Origin of the sequence: Streptomyces griseus (assembly GCF_900460065.1) — a bacterium.
Lineage (GTDB): Bacteria > Actinomycetota > Actinomycetes > Streptomycetales > Streptomycetaceae > Streptomyces > Streptomyces griseus.
This window is the reverse complement of sequence record NZ_UAVD01000058.1, coordinates 73,228-90,037: the sequence shown is the minus strand read 5'-3', so window position 1 is coordinate 90,037 and position 16,810 is coordinate 73,228. Positions and strand designations below refer to the sequence as shown.

General features: G+C 71.3%; 17 protein-coding genes. 3 read left to right on the top strand and 14 right to left on the bottom strand.

The genetic code is table 11. From position 1 onward, the window contains the following. Nucleotides 1–421, bottom strand: a 421-nt coding sequence (locus DTB53_RS36505; protein ID WP_370454263.1) for a DUF1365 family protein, incomplete at its 3' end; no start/stop codon positions are given. Continuing rightward, a complete protein-coding gene (locus DTB53_RS36500; RefSeq protein WP_003970184.1) occupies nucleotides 418–1,701 on the bottom strand; it encodes an NAD(P)/FAD-dependent oxidoreductase in 1,284 nt (427 codons plus the stop codon). The genes DTB53_RS36505 and DTB53_RS36500, both read right to left, overlap by 4 nt. A gap of 299 nt (nucleotides 1,702–2,000) precedes the next feature. Here DTB53_RS36500 and DTB53_RS36495 point away from each other — a divergent pair, with 299 nt between their 5' ends. From DTB53_RS36495 to DTB53_RS36485, 3 genes are all read left to right on the top strand, one after another. After that, nucleotides 2,001–2,648, top strand: coding sequence for a fasciclin domain-containing protein (locus DTB53_RS36495; protein ID WP_012381580.1), 648 nt, complete (start codon nucleotides 2,001–2,003; stop codon nucleotides 2,646–2,648). Nucleotides 2,649–2,774: 126 nt separating this feature from the next. Continuing rightward, nucleotides 2,775–3,749, top strand: a complete 975-nt coding sequence (locus DTB53_RS36490) for an ADP-ribosylglycohydrolase family protein (RefSeq protein WP_012381579.1) — start codon at nucleotides 2,775–2,777, stop codon at nucleotides 3,747–3,749. Between the two features lie 113 nt (nucleotides 3,750–3,862). Continuing rightward, entirely contained in the window at nucleotides 3,863–4,300 is a 438-nt protein-coding gene (locus tag DTB53_RS36485; protein WP_012381578.1) for an SPW repeat protein, read from the top strand. Between the two features lie 276 nt (nucleotides 4,301–4,576). Here DTB53_RS36485 and DTB53_RS36480 read toward each other — a convergent pair whose 3' ends face one another. The 12 genes from DTB53_RS36480 to DTB53_RS36425 all read right to left on the bottom strand — a co-directional run bounded on the left by DTB53_RS36480 (nucleotide 4,577) and on the right by DTB53_RS36425 (nucleotide 16,804). Then, the gene (locus DTB53_RS36480) at nucleotides 4,577–7,417 is read right to left on the bottom strand and encodes a DEAD/DEAH box helicase (protein WP_003970181.1); all 2,841 of its coding nucleotides are present in this window, start codon (nucleotides 7,415–7,417) and stop codon (nucleotides 4,577–4,579) included. Nucleotides 7,418–7,462: 45 nt separating this feature from the next. Further along, nucleotides 7,463–8,404, bottom strand: a complete 942-nt coding sequence (locus DTB53_RS36475; RefSeq protein WP_003970180.1) for a diacylglycerol kinase — start codon at nucleotides 8,402–8,404, stop codon at nucleotides 7,463–7,465. A gap of 18 nt (nucleotides 8,405–8,422) precedes the next feature. Further along, nucleotides 8,423–9,388: a twin-arginine translocase subunit TatC gene (gene tatC / locus DTB53_RS36470; protein ID WP_003970179.1), complete on the bottom strand. Its 966-nt coding sequence runs from the start codon at nucleotides 9,386–9,388 to the stop codon at nucleotides 8,423–8,425. A 49-nt stretch (nucleotides 9,389–9,437) separates the two neighbouring features. Continuing rightward, complete coding sequence (tatA, locus tag DTB53_RS36465; RefSeq protein ID WP_003970178.1) at nucleotides 9,438–9,737, bottom strand: Sec-independent protein translocase subunit TatA; 300 nt, start codon at nucleotides 9,735–9,737, stop codon at nucleotides 9,438–9,440. A gap of 218 nt (nucleotides 9,738–9,955) precedes the next feature. After that, complete coding sequence (locus DTB53_RS36460) at nucleotides 9,956–10,153, bottom strand: membrane protein (RefSeq protein WP_003970177.1); 198 nt, start codon at nucleotides 10,151–10,153, stop codon at nucleotides 9,956–9,958. 95 nt (nucleotides 10,154–10,248) lie between these two features. Then, complete coding sequence (locus DTB53_RS36455) at nucleotides 10,249–10,557, bottom strand: hypothetical protein (RefSeq protein ID WP_003970176.1); 309 nt, start codon at nucleotides 10,555–10,557, stop codon at nucleotides 10,249–10,251. Nucleotides 10,558–10,579: 22 nt separating this feature from the next. After that, entirely contained in the window at nucleotides 10,580–11,536 is a 957-nt protein-coding gene (locus tag DTB53_RS36450) for a helix-turn-helix transcriptional regulator (RefSeq protein ID WP_003970175.1), read from the bottom strand. Between the two features lie 15 nt (nucleotides 11,537–11,551). Further along, entirely contained in the window at nucleotides 11,552–12,505 is a 954-nt protein-coding gene (locus DTB53_RS36445) for a helix-turn-helix transcriptional regulator (RefSeq protein WP_003970174.1), read from the bottom strand. Between the two features lie 162 nt (nucleotides 12,506–12,667). Continuing rightward, nucleotides 12,668–13,042 (bottom strand): FKBP-type peptidyl-prolyl cis-trans isomerase, encoded by a 375-nt coding sequence (locus DTB53_RS36440; RefSeq protein ID WP_003970173.1) that lies wholly within the window; start codon nucleotides 13,040–13,042, stop codon nucleotides 12,668–12,670. A 44-nt stretch (nucleotides 13,043–13,086) separates the two neighbouring features. Next, entirely contained in the window at nucleotides 13,087–14,025 is a 939-nt protein-coding gene (locus tag DTB53_RS36435; protein ID WP_003970172.1) for an FKBP-type peptidyl-prolyl cis-trans isomerase, read from the bottom strand. A gap of 148 nt (nucleotides 14,026–14,173) precedes the next feature. Beyond that, a complete protein-coding gene (gene pafA, locus DTB53_RS36430) occupies nucleotides 14,174–15,535 on the bottom strand; it encodes a Pup--protein ligase (protein ID WP_003970171.1) in 1,362 nt (453 codons plus the stop codon). A gap of 9 nt (nucleotides 15,536–15,544) precedes the next feature. Next, entirely contained in the window at nucleotides 15,545–16,804 is a 1,260-nt protein-coding gene (locus tag DTB53_RS36425) for an MFS transporter (protein WP_003970170.1), read from the bottom strand. Between the last annotated feature and the right edge of the window lie 6 nt (nucleotides 16,805–16,810).

The following is a 16,810-nucleotide window of genomic DNA, read 5'->3' as shown; positions in this document are numbered from 1 at the left end:
CCTTGTCGGCCAGGACCCGGCCGCTCCCGTCGGGACGCAGGAGGTAGCCGTGCCGACCGCCGTAGGTGTTGTGGACCTCGGCGACGACGCAGAGGGGAGTGCCGTCGGAGCGGTGGCACCAGTAGACGGTGATCGGGTTGAAGACGTACCCGAACGCCCGGGCCTGGGTGAGCATGGTGACGGTGCCGTCGCCGAGTTCGACGTCCCGGGCGCGCAGGAAGCGCTCCAGGCCGGCCCGGATGGTGGGGGCGGTGCCGCCGAAGTGGTCGCGGGGGTCGAACCGGGCCAGTGGCCTCAGGACCCGTGGCAGCCGGGGCGGCCGGTCGGGGTCGATGAGCCACAGGTACGTGCGGTGGCGGAACGCGTGCCGCGTCGGCCGGTTCCGGACGTGCGTGATGGTGCACGGGTAGAGGGCGTTCACCACCTCACCCCCAGGGCCGCCGCGGCCTCGACCCCCGAACGGCAGCCGTCCTCGTGGAACCCCCAGCCGTGGTACGCCCCCGCGTAGGCGGTGACGGGGCCGGACAGGGTGTGCAGCCGGTCCTGGGCGGCGACGGATTCCGGGGTGTAGACGGGGTGCTCGTAGACCATGCGGGCGCGCACGGAGGCGGGGTCGACGCGGTCGGAGCCGTTCAGTGTGACCACGAAGGTCTCGGGCGCGTCGAGGCGTTGCAGCCGGTTCATGTCGTAGCTGACGGTGACGCGGTCGGCGTCGGCGGCGCACGAGGGCATCAGGTAGTTCCAGGAGGCCCTGGCCCCCCGGGCGCGCGGGAGCAGCGCGGTGTCCGTGTGGAGCAGGGTCGGGTTGCGGGAGTACCGGAACGCGCCGAGCGTGCCGCGCTCCGCTTCGGTCGGTTCGGCGAGCAGCCGCAGCGCCTGGTCGGGGTGGGTGGCGATGACGACGGAGTCGTACGGGGTGCTCGTGCCGTCCTCGGTGGTGATCTCGACGCCGTCCGCGTGCCGGGTGACGGCGCGCACCGGGGTGGAGGTGTGCACGGTGGTGAGCTGCTTGACGAGGAGGTCGACGTAGCTGCGCGACCCTCCGGTGACGGTGCGCCAGACCGGGGAGTCGCCGATGGTGAGCATGCCGTGGTGGGCGAGGAAGCGGAAGAGGTAGCGGGCCGGGTAGCGCAGGGCGGTGACCGGGTCGCAGGACCAGACGGCGGAGACCATGGGCGTGAGGAAGTGGGCGTGGAAGTAGGGCGAGAACCGCCCGCGCCGGGCGAACTCGCCCAGCGTCATCCCGCTCGTCCCGCCCGCCCCGTCCTCCGGCAGTTCCAGGAGGGCCCGGGCCGCGCGGTGAAAGCGCGGCACCTCGGCGAGCATGCGCAGATAGGGTCCGCGCACGGCGGAGCGCGGCTGTGCGAGAAGCCCGGCCGGGCCGCGCGCCCCCGCGTATTCGAGGCCGCACCCCTCGCACCGTACGGACATCGACATCTCGGACTCCTGGGTGGTGACGCCCAGTTCGTCGAAGAGACGCAGCAGATGGGGGTAGGTCCGCCGGTTGTGCACGATGAACCCGGAGTCGACGCGGTGCACCCGGCCGTCGGAGGCGGCCAGGTCATGCGTGTGGGCGTGGCCTCCGACGCGGTCGTCCGCCTCGTACAGCGTCACCTCGTGGGCGTTCCGGAGAACGTGGGCGGCGGTCAGTCCCGCCACCCCGGACCCGATCACGGCCGTCCGCCGTCGTTCCCCTGCCATTTCCGGCTCCCTCCGGTTCTTCCGCACAGGTCGGAGCCCTGACTGGAAGCGCTCCTCACCCTCCATTCGTGGCTGGTGGACGGATGGATTGGTCGGCCAGTGGATCTACTCCGAACGAGTGAACAAGGGCCCGGGAGCAATCCGCCGGCCGCCCGGCGCCGAACCCTTGGTGTGAGAGCGGAACGGAACGGCGCGCGGACGGCCGGGGGCTTTTCCCCCGGCCGTCCCGCCCCCCGGATGCCCCACTCCCCCGTCCTCTTTCTCTCTTCGCACCAGACATTCGATCCAGGAGAAACGCCATGAACACGCTCCTCTTCCGCCGCGCAGCCGTCGCCGTGTCCGCGGCGGCCGTGCTGCCGCTCGCCCTCACCGCCTGCTCGTCGGAGGACTCCTCCAAGGACTCGGCAGCGGGTTCGGCCCCCAGTTCGTCCGCGCCGGCGAGCCCCTCGGCCGATGACTCGGCGACCATGGACGAGCCGTTCGGCCCGGCCTGTTCGTCGGTGCCGAAGGAAGGCGCGGGCTCGTTCGACGGCATGGCGCAGGACCCGGTCGCCACGGCCGCCTCGAACAACAAGGAACTGTCGACGCTGGTGGCCGCCGTGAAGCAGGCGGGCCTGGTCGACACGCTCAACAACGCGGAGAACATCACGGTGTTCGCCCCGACCAACGACGCCTTCGCCAAGATCCCGAAGGCCGACCTGGACGCGCTGCTGGCGAACAAGGCCGAGCTCACCAAGGTCCTCACCTACCACGTGGTGGGCCAGAAGCTGACGCCCCAGCAGCTGGAGAAGGGCTCCTTCGACACGCTGGAGAAGAGCAAGCTGACCACGGCCGGCTCGGGCGTCGAGTACACCGTGAACGACTCGTCGAAGGTCGTCTGCGGCAATGTCCCGACCGCCAACGCGACGGTCTACATCGTCGACACGGTCCTGATGCCCCCGAAGTAACACCCAGGCCCCCACGGGCGAGGGGGCGGGGAGCGGTGGCACGCCACCGCTCCCCGCCCCTCTTCGCGCTCCCGCCCCTCTTCTCGCGCGGGCACCGCTCCGCGGGGCAGCCCTTAGCCTGACGGGATGACACACCGTGACCCCCTGGGCCGTGCCGACCGTGTGGCCGGAGCCGTGGTCGGTTCCGCCGCCGGGGACGCCCTCGGCGCCCCGTTCGAGTTCGGCCCCGCCGGTGTGTTCACCGCCCGCTTCCCGGACGGCGTCGGGACGCTGTGCGGGGGCGGCGGCTGGGACCCCGGCGAGGCGACGGACGACACACAGATGGCCGTGCTGGTCGGGGAGTCGCTGCTGGAGCGGGGCGGCCTGGACCTGCCGGACGTGTTCGACCGGTTCCGGCGGTGGGCCGCGGGCGGGCCGAAGGACATCGGCCTCCAGACCGAGGACGTGCTGACCAACGGCGAACCGTGGGACCTGGCGGCGGCCCTGCACTTCCAGCTCAACGGGCGGGCCGCGGGCAACGGTTCGCTGATGCGGGCAACCACGTCGGCGGTGTACTTCGCACGGGCGGGCCGGCCGGCGACGATGGAGGCGGCGCGCCGGATCGCGGCCCTGACCCACGGAGACCGGGCGGCCTGGGAGGGCACCGCGGTCTTCCACGAACTGGTGCGGGTCGCGCTGGCGGGCCAGGACCCGCTCGCCGCCCTCCCCGCGACGCTGGCCGAGGTGCACGCCGACCACCGCGCCCGCTGGGCGACGGTGCTCGCCCCGGACTGGCACCCGGGCCTGGCGACCGAGTTCAACGGCGCGGTGTGGCCCTGTCTGGGCACGGCCCTCTGGGCACTGCGCACGACGGACACCTTCGAGCGGTCCCTGGCCGCCGCCGTCGACGTCGGCGGGGACACCGACACGGTGGCAGCCGTGACGGGCGGCCTGGCGGGAGCGGTGTACGGCCTCGGCATGATCCCCGCCCGCTGGACCGAACCCCTGCACGTACCGCTCCCCGGCCACGGGGACCGTCGGCTGACCACGGGGGACCTTCGCACCCTGGCGGGCCGGCTGGACTCCGAAGGGCCCGGGGCCCCTGAGAATCCTCACCAATAAAATCGCCCGAAAAGTACACATAAGCTCCCGATAAGAGCACTATGGGGATGAGGGTGCCTGCCGCATCCATCCCCAAGGCGGCGGGGCCCGCACGACGAAGGAGACGAGATCTCATGAGCAACGTCTCACACGCGAGGAGTGACTTGTCGGGCCACCCCGACGCCTCCGAAATGCGTGCGCGGTACGACCGGGTGATGGGCGGTCGCGATGTGGCGCTGGTGGACGCGCCGGTGTTCCTCGTCGGCCTCTACTGCGCCGTTTCCCCGTGGGTGCTCCACTTCACGGCCAGCCAGCCGGCCCTGGTCACGCACAACCTGGTGATGGGCATCGCCATCGCGGTGCTGGCTCTCGGCTTCACGGTGATGCCGGCGCGGATGTACGGCCTGAGCTGGGCGATCTGCGCCATGGGTGCGTGGATCATCGTGTCGAGCTGGGTGGTGGGCAGCAGCCCCGACGCCGGGGTCGTGATCAACAACATCATCGTCGGCGGCTTGGCCGTCCTGCTGGGCATGGTCTGCGCGGGAGCAGCGGCCAGAACCCGCAAAACCTGACCCACCCCGCACCCCGACAGCCTCGCCTCTCCGGTGAGCCCCTCCGGCGCCCGAGGAGCGGGGCCCGGCCCTCTTCCCTCTTCGACTCCCCGGCTCTCCCCAGCCCCTCCGGCTCTCCCCAGCCCCTCCGGCGCTTGAGGAGCGGGGTCCGGGGCAGAGCCCCGGTTTCGGGAAGGGGCGGGTAGGGGAACAAGCCCGCCGCAGGCGGACAGCGCCGCACCACGGGCCCCAACCCGTCAGCGCCACAGGGCACCGGCACCGGCACCGGCACCGGCGTCAGCCGACAGAGCTGTACGCCACCACTCCCCGCAACACCGCGTCCACCGCCTTGCGCGCGTTCTTCGCCACGGAGCTCGCCCCCTCCCCCGCATCCCGGGGAGCCGCCGCGGCCACCTGCCCCAGCACGTCGATCACCTGCTTGCACCACCGTACGAAGTCGCCCGCCGGCATCTCCGCCTCGCGCAGCACCTCGTCCAGCGTCCGGCCGGAGGCCCACATGTAGACCGCCCAGGCGAATCCGAGATCGGGCTCACGCTGCCCGACCCCCTCCGTCTGGTTGATCTTGAAGTCCTCCTCAAGAGCGTCCAGCCTCCCCCAGATCCGCACCATCTCGCCCATGGCGACCTTGGCGGGCCCGGACGGCAGCTTGGGCGCGACCGCGTCATCGGCCTGCCGCGCCTCGTAGACCAACGCCGAGACGCAAGCGGCCAGTTCAGCGGGGTTGAGCCCTTCCCAGACCCCTTCCCGCAGGCACTCGCTGGCGAGCAGGTCCAGCTCCCCGTAGAGCCGGGCGAGCCGCCGCCCGTTCGCGGTGACCTCGTTGCCCCGGAGGTAGTCCAGCTCGGTGAGGAGCGCGACGATCCGGTCGAACGTCCGGGCGATCGTGTTCGTCCGCCCCTCGATCCGCTTCTCCAGTTGCCGGGTGTCCCGCTGGAGACGGTGGTAGCGCTCGGCCCACCGCGCGTGGTCCTCCCGCTCGTCGCACCCGTGGCACGGGTGGGCGCGCAGCTCGGTCCGCAGCCGGGCGATCTCGCGGTCGTCGGCGGCCGGCGCCCGCCCCTTGCGGTGCCGGTCGGGCACGATGTGCCCGGCCTTCGTCCGCAGCGCGGAGGCCAGATCGCGCCGGGACTGCGGCGAGCGCGGATTGAACGACTTCGGGACGCGCATCCGGTCCAGCGCCTCCACCGGTACCGGGAAGTCCATCGAGGCCAGCCGCTTGACCTGCCGCTCGGCGGTCAGCACCAGGGGACGCGGCCCGTCGTGGTGGTCGAAGCCGCGGTGCCCGTTGGCCCGCCCGGCGGGCAGCCCCGGATCCAGCACCAGGGCCAGCCCCGCGAACTTCCCCGTCGGCACATGGATGACGTCTCCCGGCTTCAGCTTCTCCAGGGAGGAGGCCGCTGCCGCCCGCCGCTGCGCCGCGCCCTGTTTGGCCAGCTCCGTCTCTCGGTCCTTGAGGTCGCGCCGCAGGCGCGCGTACTCCTCGAAGTCACCGAGGTGGCAGGTCATGCCCTCCTTGTAGCCCTCCAGGCCCTCCTCGTTGCGCTGCACCTGCCGGGAGATCCCGACGACGGACTTGTCCGCCTGGAACTGGGCGAACGAGGTCTCCAGCAGCTCCCGCGAGCGGTGCCGGCCGAACTGCTGCACCAGGTTGACCGCCATGTTGTACGAGGGGCGGAAGCTGGAGCGCAGCGGATACGTGCGGGTGCCGGCGAGGCCGGCCAGCCCCGTCGGGTCCATGCCCCGCTGCCACAGGACCACCGCGTGGCCCTCGACGTCGATGCCGCGGCGTCCGGCCCGTCCGGTGAGCTGGGTGTACTCGCCGGGGGTGATGTCGGCGTGCTGCTCGCCGTTCCACTTGACGAGCTTCTCCAGCACCACGGAACGCGCGGGCATGTTGATGCCGAGCGCCAGGGTCTCGGTGGCGAAGACGGCCTTCACCAGCCCCCGGACGAACAGCTCCTCGACGACTTCCTTGAAGGTCGGCAGCATGCCCGCGTGGTGCGCGGCGATGCCCCGCTCCAGCCCTTCGAGCCACTCGTAGTAACCCAGGACGTGCAGGTCCTCGCCAGGGATGGAGGCGGTCCGCTCCTCGACGATCTCCCGCACCAGCCGGCGCTTGTCCTCGTCGTTGAGCCGCAGCCCGGCGTACAGGCACTGCTGGACGGCGGCCTCGCAGCCGGCCCGGCTGAAGATGAAGGTGATGGCCGGGAGCAGGCCCTCGTTGTCCAGCCGGTCGATGACCTCCGGCCGGCCGGGCGTCCAGATCCGGCCGCGCTGTCGCCTCTCGCGCTCACGGTCGGCCTCGCGCACCATCTTTCCCCGGCGGCGGTCGCGGGGGTTGTAGACGTTCTGGCTCTCCTGCCGGGCGAGCCGGACCAGGTCGGGGTTGACCTCGCGGCGTCCGGCGCCCCGGCCGCCGTGGTCGGTCGTCTCCTCGAAGAGGTCGTACATCTTGCGTCCGGCCATCACGTGCTGCCAGAGCGGCACCGGGCGGTGCTCGGAGACGATCACCTCGGTGTCGCCGCGCACGGTGTCCAGCCAGTCGCCGAACTCCTCCGCGTTGGAGACGGTCGCCGACAGGGAGACCAGCGTCACGGACTCCGGGAGGTGAATGATCACTTCCTCCCACACCGCGCCCCGGAAGCGGTCGGAGAGGTAGTGCACCTCGTCCATGACCACATAGCCCAGGCCGGACAGCGACGGGGAGCCCGCGTACAGCATGTTCCGCAGGACCTCGGTGGTCATCACGACCACCGGCGCCTCGGAGTTGACGCTGTTGTCGCCGGTCAGCAGGCCGACCTTGTCGGCGCCGTACCGCTTGACGAGATCGGCGAACTTCTGGTTGGAGAGCGCCTTGATCGGTGTGGTGTAGAAGCACTTGCGGCCCTGCTCCAGGGCCAGGTGCACGGCGAACTCGCCGACGATCGTCTTGCCCGACCCGGTGGGGGCCGCGACCAGCACCCCCTTGCCCGCCTCCAGTGCCTGGCAGGCCTCGATCTGGAACGGGTCCAGACCGAACTCGTACATCTCGCGGAAGGGCCCGAGAGCCGTCGCCATCTCGGCCGCACGGTCCCGAGAAGCCTGGTATCGCTCAGCTGGTGAGAGGTCCTCTGTCATCTTGGCTACGAGCCTACCCGTCACCTCTGACACTCAGCGCGATCTTTAAATGCCCGTGGCCGTTCCCTCCCCCGGGGTCCGGCCGGGGCCTTCCCGGTGCCCGGCGAGCACCCGCACGGCGCCCGGTACACAGGTGGCGGTGAGCGGCAGCGCGCCCAGCGGCTCGCCGTCCGCGTACGCCGTGACCCCGGCCGCAGCCAGCTCGATCGAGGAGACCCGGTGCACGGTGACGGCGGGGTGGCTCAGGTGCGTGCCCCGGTAGACCCTCGGGAAGACCTTGAGGAGCGTGGTGCGGGTGCACTCCCCCACCACGGTCACGTCGAAGAGTCCGTCGTCCATCTCCGCGTCGGCGCAGATCCGCATGCCCCCGCCGTACGTGGTCCCGTTGCCCACCGCGATGAGCGTGGCCTCGATCTCGACGGCCTCGCCGCCGTCGAGCCGGATCCGGTACGGGATAGGCCGGAAGGCGGCCAGTTCGGCGAGGATCGCCAGGTCGTACTTGAACCGTCCGCCGACGAACCGCATCCGGTTGCCCCGGTCGTTCACCCGGGAATCGAAGCCGGAGGCGAGCACGGAACCGAACCAGCGCTCCCCGACCCGCCCGAGGTCGATGTCGCGGTGGCCGCCGTCCTTGAGCGCCCGCGCGGCCAGCCGTCCGGCGGCGGCCGGGTCGCGTATCGGCAGCCCCAGCGCGCGGGCGAAGTCGTTGCCGGTGCCGACGGCGACGACGCCGAGCGGGGTGGCGGTCCCCGCGACGGCCTGGAGGGCGAGGGACATCAGCCCGTCCCCGCCCACGGCTATCAGCGCTCCGGTCCCCGCCGCGACGGCCTCGCGGGCCCGGCGCAGGGCGTCGTCGGCGTCCTCGCCCAGCACCGTGCGGACGGAGAATCCGGCGTCCCGCAACGCGGAAGCGGCCGGCTGCGCGGCGTGCGCGCCCCGGCCGCGCCCCGCGGTGGGATTGACGAAGAGGGTGATCTCGCTGGTCACCCGCCGGACCCTACAAGGTCAGGTGATGTCGTCGTAACCGTTGAGCCGGTGCGATCCGGGACCGTCCGCCTCGCCGGACGCCTGGCCCGGGAGCGCCGGGCGGGAGCCGGAGACGTTCTCGACGCGGCCGACGGGCTCGGGCGTCAGATCGAGATCCGAGGCCTCGTCGTCGCTGAGCTCGGCGTCGGGGTTGTTGCGGTTGCGCCGCTTGTCGTTCACCAGGGAGAAGCCGACGGCGATGAAGTAGAGGACCGCGAGGGGGCCGGCCAGCAGGAGCATCGAGATGGGCTCGCCGCCGGGGGTCGCGATGGCGGCGAACGCGGTGAGGCCGACGACCATGCCGCGCCACCAGGTGAGCATCCGCTTGCCGGTGACCAGACCCGTCATGTTCAGGGCGATGAGCAGCAGCGGCAGTTCGAAGGCCAGACCGAAGACGATCACCATCCGGACGAGCAGGTCCAGATAGCTGTCGAGTCCGATCTGGTTCTGTACGTCGTCGGGGCTGAAGCCGAGCATGATCTCGGCGGTCTGCGGCAGGATCGCGTACGCCAGGTATCCGCCGGCCAGGAAGAGGGGCGCGCCGACGACGGCGAAGGCGTAGGCGTAGCGCTTCTCGCCCTTGTGCAGCCCGGGGGCGACGAAGGCCCACAGCTGGTAGAGCCAGACCGGGGTCGCCAGCAGCACACCGGACATCAGCGCGACCTTGAGCGCGTTGGTGAACGGCCCGATCAGGGTGTCGGTCTTCAGCAGTGCGCAGGACTTGCCGTCGACGGTGGTCACCACGCCGTTCTTGCAGCCGACGGACTCCTGGATGGGAGCCAGAAGGAACTCGTAGATCTCCTTCTGGTAGAACGCCGCCACGATCATCACCACGACGATCGCCAGCACGGCCTTCAGCAGCCGGTTACGCAGCTCACGCAGGTGATCGAGAAGAGGCATCCGCCCCTCGTCGTCCTTCTCCTGCTTGCGGGCAGACTTGAGCAACCCACTTCCCTCGTCTCGTGCGGCGGCTGTCGGCGGAGCGCGTCAGCTGTCAGCTCTGGGTGGTGGGCTTGGCCTCGCTGACCGGGCGGGAGCTGGTGACGTCTCCCGGAGCGGCCTGGATGGTGCGCGCGGTGGTGGACTGCGGGGGGACCGTGTCGTCGGCGACGGTCTCCGTCGTGGGCGCCGCGGTCGCCGCGTCGTCCTTCTTCATGGCCTTGGCCTCGCTCTTGAGGATGCGGGCCGACTTGCCGAGCGAGCGCGCCATGTCGGGGAGCTTCTTGGCACCGAAAAGCAGCAGGATGACAGCGATGATCAGAACGATCTCGAGGGGCTTCAGATTGCCGATCATGTGCGACTTCCTTCTCACTGAGGCGGCTGGAGGGTGGGCTCGCTACCCGTTCGACCGGGCATACGTCCGATCGTTGCGCTTGGCAGCGATCGTAACCCGCAGGGGTAAACGCGAGGCAATGCCCGTGCGTACTCCTGCTTGCGACCCGCACCTCCCTGCCTGGGCCGACCCATGCAGCGTACCCCCCGGTGCGGTCGAACATCAGGCATCGGGGTCCGTCATCGCAGGCCTTCGCCGGTGGCCGCGAGGCGGGTGGCCGCCCGTTCGAGGTCCTCGGACGCCCGGTTGATCCGCTCCGCGGTGACCGTGACCTGCCGGCCGAGACGCCGGGCCTCGACGAAGACCTTGACGCCGAGCACGCCGAGCACGGCGATGCCCAGGAATCCCAGGGCGATGGCGAGCATGGGCCAGAACATACGGCGGTGCCTCTTCCTACGGGGGTGCTACGGGGTGTCCACGGGTGCTCCCTGCCGGGCGTCCGACGGGGTTCGCGCGGGCTGCGGTCGGGTCGCTACCGGGCGGTGTGCAGGCGCAGCGTCCGTACGCCGCCGCCGGTGAGCAGTTCGATGATGCGCTCTCCGGCGGGCTTGCGGACCGAGGCGCCGCACTCGGGGCAGGTGAAGGTGTAGAAGGTGGTGCGGCTGGTGGCGCCGATCGCGAGGCGCAGTGCCGCGGCGGCCAGCTCGAAGCGTCCCCGGCAGTCGGGGCAGGCGGCCCGGAAGCGTACGGCCGCGGGTACGGGCACCGGAACGGGTCCGGCGCCGGGCAGCGCCGCCGGGCGGGTCCCGGCGGCGGCCGGGAACAGGAGCGTCCGGTTCATCGGTGGGGGCCCTCCTCGGGTCTCAGACCGCGTCCTCGTAGGCGGCGAGTGCGTCCCGGGCGGCCTCGCGGGCGCTGTCCGCGAGCTCCGGCGGGGTGACGATGCGGCCGTCGCCGCCGAGGCGCAGGGCGAGCCGGCGCAGGGAGGCCGGGTCCGGGGTGCGCAGGGTGATCCGCAGGCCGCCGTCGGGGAGTTCCTCGGCGCGGTCGTGCGGGTAGTACTCCGCGACCCAGCGGCCGCCGGTGCCGACCTCGATGACGACCTCCGGGTCCTCGGCGGCGGGCTGGACCAGCCCCGCGGACAGGTCGCGCAGTTCCAGCTCGGGCGGGGCGGCGGGCGCGTCGAGGAGGCGGATCTCGGCGACCCGGTCCAGCCGGAAGGTCCGGCGGGCCTCGGAGAGCCGGCACCAGCCCTCCATATAGGTGTGGCCGACGGCGAAGAGGCGGATCGGGTCGACCTCGCGCTCGGTGAGTTCGTCGCGGGCGGGCGAGTAGTAGCGCAGCCAGAGCCGGCGGCGTTCGGAGATGGCCCGGTCGACGTCGGCGAAGACGCCGCCCTCCGCCTCGAAGGTCACCGAGAGGCGGGAACTGGCCGCGCCGGACTCGCCCGCGGCCGTCTCCAGCTTGGCGGTGGCGCGGACGAGGGCCTCCCGGTCGCTCTCGCGCAGGCCGGGCAGGGTCGCGACGGCGCGGGCGGCGACGAGCAGCGCGGTGGCCTCGTCGGCGGCGAGGCGGAGCGGCTCGGCGACGTCGTCCGGGTTGTGCCACCAGATCCGGTCGCCGTCGGTGTCGATGTCGAGGAGGTCGCCGCCGCGGAAGCTGGTGCCGCACATGGGCAGGACGTCGAGGTCCGAGATCAGCTCGTCCTCGGTGATCCCGAAGGCCCGGGCCACGTCCTGGACGTGGGCGCCGGGGCGCTCGCGCAGATACGTCACCAGGGACAGCATCCGGCGGGTCTGGTCGATCGCGTTCGTGGCCATCGTTCTTCCCTGCCCCTAGTCCTTGGCCACGGCGCGGAGCCGGTCCACCACATCGGCCCGCAGATCGGCGGGTTCCTCCACGACGACGTCCGGACCGAACTCGACGAGCCAGGCGTCGAGGCCGTGGCCGTACGGGATCTCCAGCTCGTCCCAGCCGTCGCCGCGTTCCCTCACGGCTATCGCGCGCGACCGCAGCGGGTAGCCGGCTCCGGCGCGCAGCCTGATCCGGGCGGTGCGGGTCGCGGTCTCGCCGGCCCAGCTCTCGACGGTCTCGCGGACGGTGACGACATCGGGCACCTCGGCGCTGAAGGCCCCGGCGCGGGAGCGGACCCTGCCGGTGATGCGGGAGAGCCGGAAGACGCGTTCGGCGCCGCGCTCGCGGTCCCAGCCCGCCAGGTACCAGTGGCCGCGCCAGCATTCGAGAGTCCAGGGTTCGACCTGGCGCTGCTCGGCGCGGGCGGAGTTGGCCTTGCGGTAGTCGAAGGTGACGGGGCGCCGGTCCCGGCAGGCCAGCATGAGGGGCTCGAAGGCGGCCTCGTGGACGGGGATGCGGGGTTCGAGGGCGCTGTGCACCTCGTAGGCGTCCTCGGCCTCCGGCATTCCGGCGGCCCGCAGCTTCTGGAGGGCGCCGCTGGCGGCTCCGGCGAGGCGGGCCTGCTGCCAGACCTTGGCGGCGAGGCCGAGGGCCGCGGCCTCCTCGGCGTCCAGGGTGATGGGGGGCAGCCGGTTGCTGTCCCGGCGGGCCAGGTATCCGGTGTCGCCGTCGAGGTTCTCGACGGTCTCGATGACGAGGCCGAGCTCGCGCAGATCGTCCTTGTCGCGCTCGAACATCCGGTTGAAGGAGTCGTCGGATCCCGCTTCGAGGTAGGCCTCGATGGATCCGCGGAGTTCGCGCTTGCTGAGTGGGCGCCGGGTCCCCAGCAGGCACAGCGCGAGGTTCATCAACCGCTCGGCCTTGGCAATCGCCATCGACGCCCTTTCTCTTGTTGCTCTACGACCGTCGACCGTACCGCCCCGGGGTGTGGGGACCAAAAGGCGGTCGTCGGCCGGGGAGCGGTGGCGGGACCCGCCGGAGAGCGGTGAGGGCCCCCGCCGTGCGGCGGGGGCCCTCACTCGTACGACCGGAACGGATCAGACCGCGACGAGGTCGCAGACGAAGATCAGCGTCTCGCCCGGGGCGATCTTGCCGCCGCCCGCGCCGCGCTCGCCGTAGGCGAGGTGCGCGGGGATGATCAGCTCGCGGCGACCGCCGACCTTCATGCCCTGCACGCCCTGGTCCCAGCCGGAGATGACCTGGCCGGCACCGAGCTGGAACTGCAGCGGGGTGCCGCGGTTCCAGGAGGCGTCGAACTCCTCGCCGGTGGAGAAGGCCACGCCCACGTAGTGGACGGAGACGGTCTGGCCGGCCTGGGCCACCGCGCCGTCGCCCTCCCAGATGTCCTTGATCTGCAGGTCGGCCGGCGGCTCGCCACCCGGGAAGTCGACCTCGGGCTTCTCGATGCTCACGGAAACTGCTCCTCTAAATGATGAACTGGGCAACCGGGACAGTCTTACACCTTGGCGAGGATGTCCACGGCGAAGACCAGGGTGGAGTTCTTCGGGATGGCCTGCTGCTGCTGGTCGCCGAAGGCCTGGTCCGGCGGGATGACGAGCAGCACCCGGCTGCCGACCTTCTTGTCGACCAGGCCGTTCTTCAGGCCCTTGAGGGTGACCTGGGACAGCGGGAAGGTCTGGGTCTTGCCCGTGCTGTACGTGTTGTCGAACTCCTTGGCGCCCTTCCAGATCATGCCGACGTAGTTCACGACGACGCTGTCGGACTCCTTGACGACCTCGCCGTCGGACTCGAGGACGTAGTTGGAGACGAGCTTCTTCGGCGGGTCGCTCTTGGGGATGGTGACCGTCGGGGCCTTGCCGTCGGTCTTGACGCCGACCTTGGGCAGGTCGACGTTGTCCTGGGCGACCTCGGTGCCCTTGGCGGAGGCCGGGATCTGGGTGGCCTTCAGGATGTCGACGACGAACACCAGCGTGGCGTTGGGCTTGATGTCGCCCTGGCCCTGCTCGCCGTAGCCGAGCTCCGGCGGGATGACCAGCTCGACGCGGCTGCCGACCTTCTGGCCGACCAGGCCCTTGTCCCAGCCCTGGATGACCATGCCCGCGCCGAGCGTGAGGTCGAAGGGCTGCTTGCGGTCGAAGCTGTTGTCGAACGGCTTGGTGGAGTCCCACGCCTGGCCGAGGTAGTTGACCTGGATCGCGTCGCCGTTCTTGAGCTTCGCGCCGTCCCCCTCGCTGATGACGTCGGTCTTCAGCTCCTTGGGCGGGTCACCCTCGCCCTTGGAGAGGGTGGGCTTCTCGCCGAACTCGGCGCCCGCGGTGATCGCGGGCACGCCGTTCTTGGACGAGGCGGAGTCGGAGGCCTTGTCGTCGCTGCCGCACGCCACTGCTGTCAGCAGCAGGAGGGGGGCGAGAAGAAGGCCGGCAATTCGGCGCACTGGTTCCTCAGATCTCAGGGGGCACGGTGATGCGGTCCCGCAACACTCTAGGCCCTTCGATCCGGTTGGGTCCGGACCCCGCACGTACGGCCCCGGCCCCCGGAACCTGTGGGTCCGGGGGCCGGGGCCGTACCGCGGGTCCGCCGGATCACATGCCGGCGATCAGCTTCTCCACCCGCTCGTCCACCGAGCGGAACGGGTCCTTGCACAACACCGTGCGCTGCGCCTGGTCGTTGAGCTTGAGGTGGACCCAGTCGACGGTGAAGTCCCGCCGCTGCTCCTGGGCCCTGCGGATGAAGTCGCCGCGCAACCGCGCCCGGGTGGTCTGCGGGGGCACCGACTTGCCCTCGAAGATCTTCAGGTCGTTGCAGATACGGGCGGTCTGCCCCTTGCGCTCCAGGAGGTAGAAGAGGCCTCGGCGGCGGTGGATGTCGTGGTAGGCGAGGTCTATCTGGGCGACCCGCGGGTTCGACATGGTCATGTTGTGCTTGGCCCGGTACCGCTCGATGAGCTTGTACTTCATGACCCAGTCGATCTCGGTGTCGATCCGGTCGAGGTCCTGGGCCTCGACCGCGTCCAGCGTGCGGCCCCACAGCTCCAGGACCTGGTCGACGGTGCCGGTGCGGATGCCCCGGCGCTCGACGAAGTCCACGGCCTTCTCGTAGTACTCCCGCTGGACCTCGATGGCCGAGGCCTCCCGGCCGCTGGCCAGGCGCACCTTGCGCTGCCCGGTGAGGTCGTGGCTGACCTCGCGGATCGCCCGGATCGGGTTCTCCAGGGTCAGGTCGCGCATCACCGTGCCGGCCTCGATCATGCGGAGCACCAGGTCGGTGGCGCCGACCTTGAGCAGCATGGTCGTCTCGGACATGTTCGAGTCGCCGACGATGACGTGGAGGCGGCGGTACCGCTCGGCGTCGGCGTGGGGTTCGTCACGGGTGTTGATGATCGGCCGGGAGCGGGTGGTCGCGGAGCTGACGCCCTCCCAGATGTGCTCGGCACGCTGGCTGACGCAGTAGACCGCGCCGCGCGGGGTCTGGAGCACCTTGCCCGCACCGCAGATCAGCTGCCTGGTGACGAGGAACGGAATGAGGATGTCCGCGAGCCGGGAGAATTCTCCGTGGCGGGCGACGAGGTAGTTCTCGTGGCAGCCGTAGGAGTTTCCCGCCGAGTCGGTGTTGTTCTTGAAGAGATAGACGTCGCCCGCGATTCCCTCCTCGTGCAGGCGGCGTTCGGCGTCGACGAGCAGGCCTTCGAGAATGCGCTCGCCCGCCTTGTCGTGCGTGACCAGCTCGGTCACGTTGTCGCATTCGGGGGTTGCATATTCCGGATGCGATCCCACGTCGAGGTAGAGGCGGGCGCCGTTCCGCAGAAAGACATTGCTGCTGCGGCCCCATGACACAACACGGCGGAAGAGGTAGCGCGCCACTTCGTCAGGTGACAGTCGGCGCTGTCCCCTGAACGTGCACGTGACGCCGTACTCGTTCTCCAGCCCGAAAATGCGGCGGTCCATGACTGAACATTACGCCTTATGGCCTGAGCTGAAACCGGGTTCGACGGCTCCGTTTCGATCATTTTCCGATCCCGTCACGACGGCGGGCGTGCGGGAGGGGGGCGTGAGGACGTTCCCGGTGGCCAGGAGGACCAGCAGGGCGGCCACTCCCCCGGCCCCGGCGACGGCGAAGCTCCAGGCGGTCGAGCCGAGTTCGACGGCGGGCCCCGCGACGGCCGTGCCGGCCGCCGCGCCCACACCGAACGTGGTGACGAGCCAGGAGAACGCCTCGGTCACCGTGCCGCGCGGCGCGTGCCGGTCGACCACGATGAAGGAGCAGGCGATGGCCGGCGCGAGGAACACCCCCGCGAGCGCGGCGAGGGCGGTCATGACGGGCACCGAGGGGGTGAGCGTCAGCGGCAGATAGCCCAGTGCCAGCAGCCCGACGATGACCCGCAGCCGCTTCTCGGGGGCGCCGGCCCACTGCCGGGCCCCGTAGCCCAGGCCACCGATCAGCGCGCCGAGTCCGAGTGCGGCCATCAGCCACCCGTACACCGATTCCCGGCCGTGGTCGTCGGCGTACGCCACCCCGGCCACCGTGATGGAGCCCAGCGCGAGCCCGACGAAGAAGAAGGCGCCGAGCAGGGCGAGGAGTCCGGGCGAGCGCAGGGCGCCGAGCCAGTGCGCCTCCCGGGGCGCGGAGCGCCAGGTGCGCGAGGGCTCGGACAGGACCACCGAGAGGGCGCCGAGGACGCCGATCGCGTTGATGACGAGCAGCGCGGCGGCGGGCGACCAGAGCGAGACGAGCAGCGTCACCAGGAGCGGGCCGACGGTGAACATGATCTCCTGCGCCACGGCGTCCATGGCGTAGGCCCGGTGCACCTGGCCCTCGCCCTTGAGGACGCTGGGCCACAGGGCCCGCAGGCCGCCCTCCAGCGGCGGTGTGGCGACTCCGGCGACGATGACGGCGAGGTAGGCCAGCGGAAGGGAGCCGAGGCCGGTGACGGCCAGCAGGGCCATCCCGAGGGCGGAGAGCACGGCGGCGGGGAGCTGGACGCGCGGCTGCCCGTAGAGGTCCACCGCGCGGCCGAGCAGCGGCTGCCCGACGGCGGTGGCCAGGCCGTACGCGGCGGCGAGCGCGCCGGCCAGGGTGTAGCTGCCGCCCTCCGCCCGGGTGAACAGCACGATCGCGATGTGCGCGGTGCCGTTGGGCAGCCGCCCCACCAGGGTGCCCGTCAGCAGCCGGGCGGCATGCCGCGCCCGGAGGATCTCCAGATATCCCGCGGCCATGTCCGC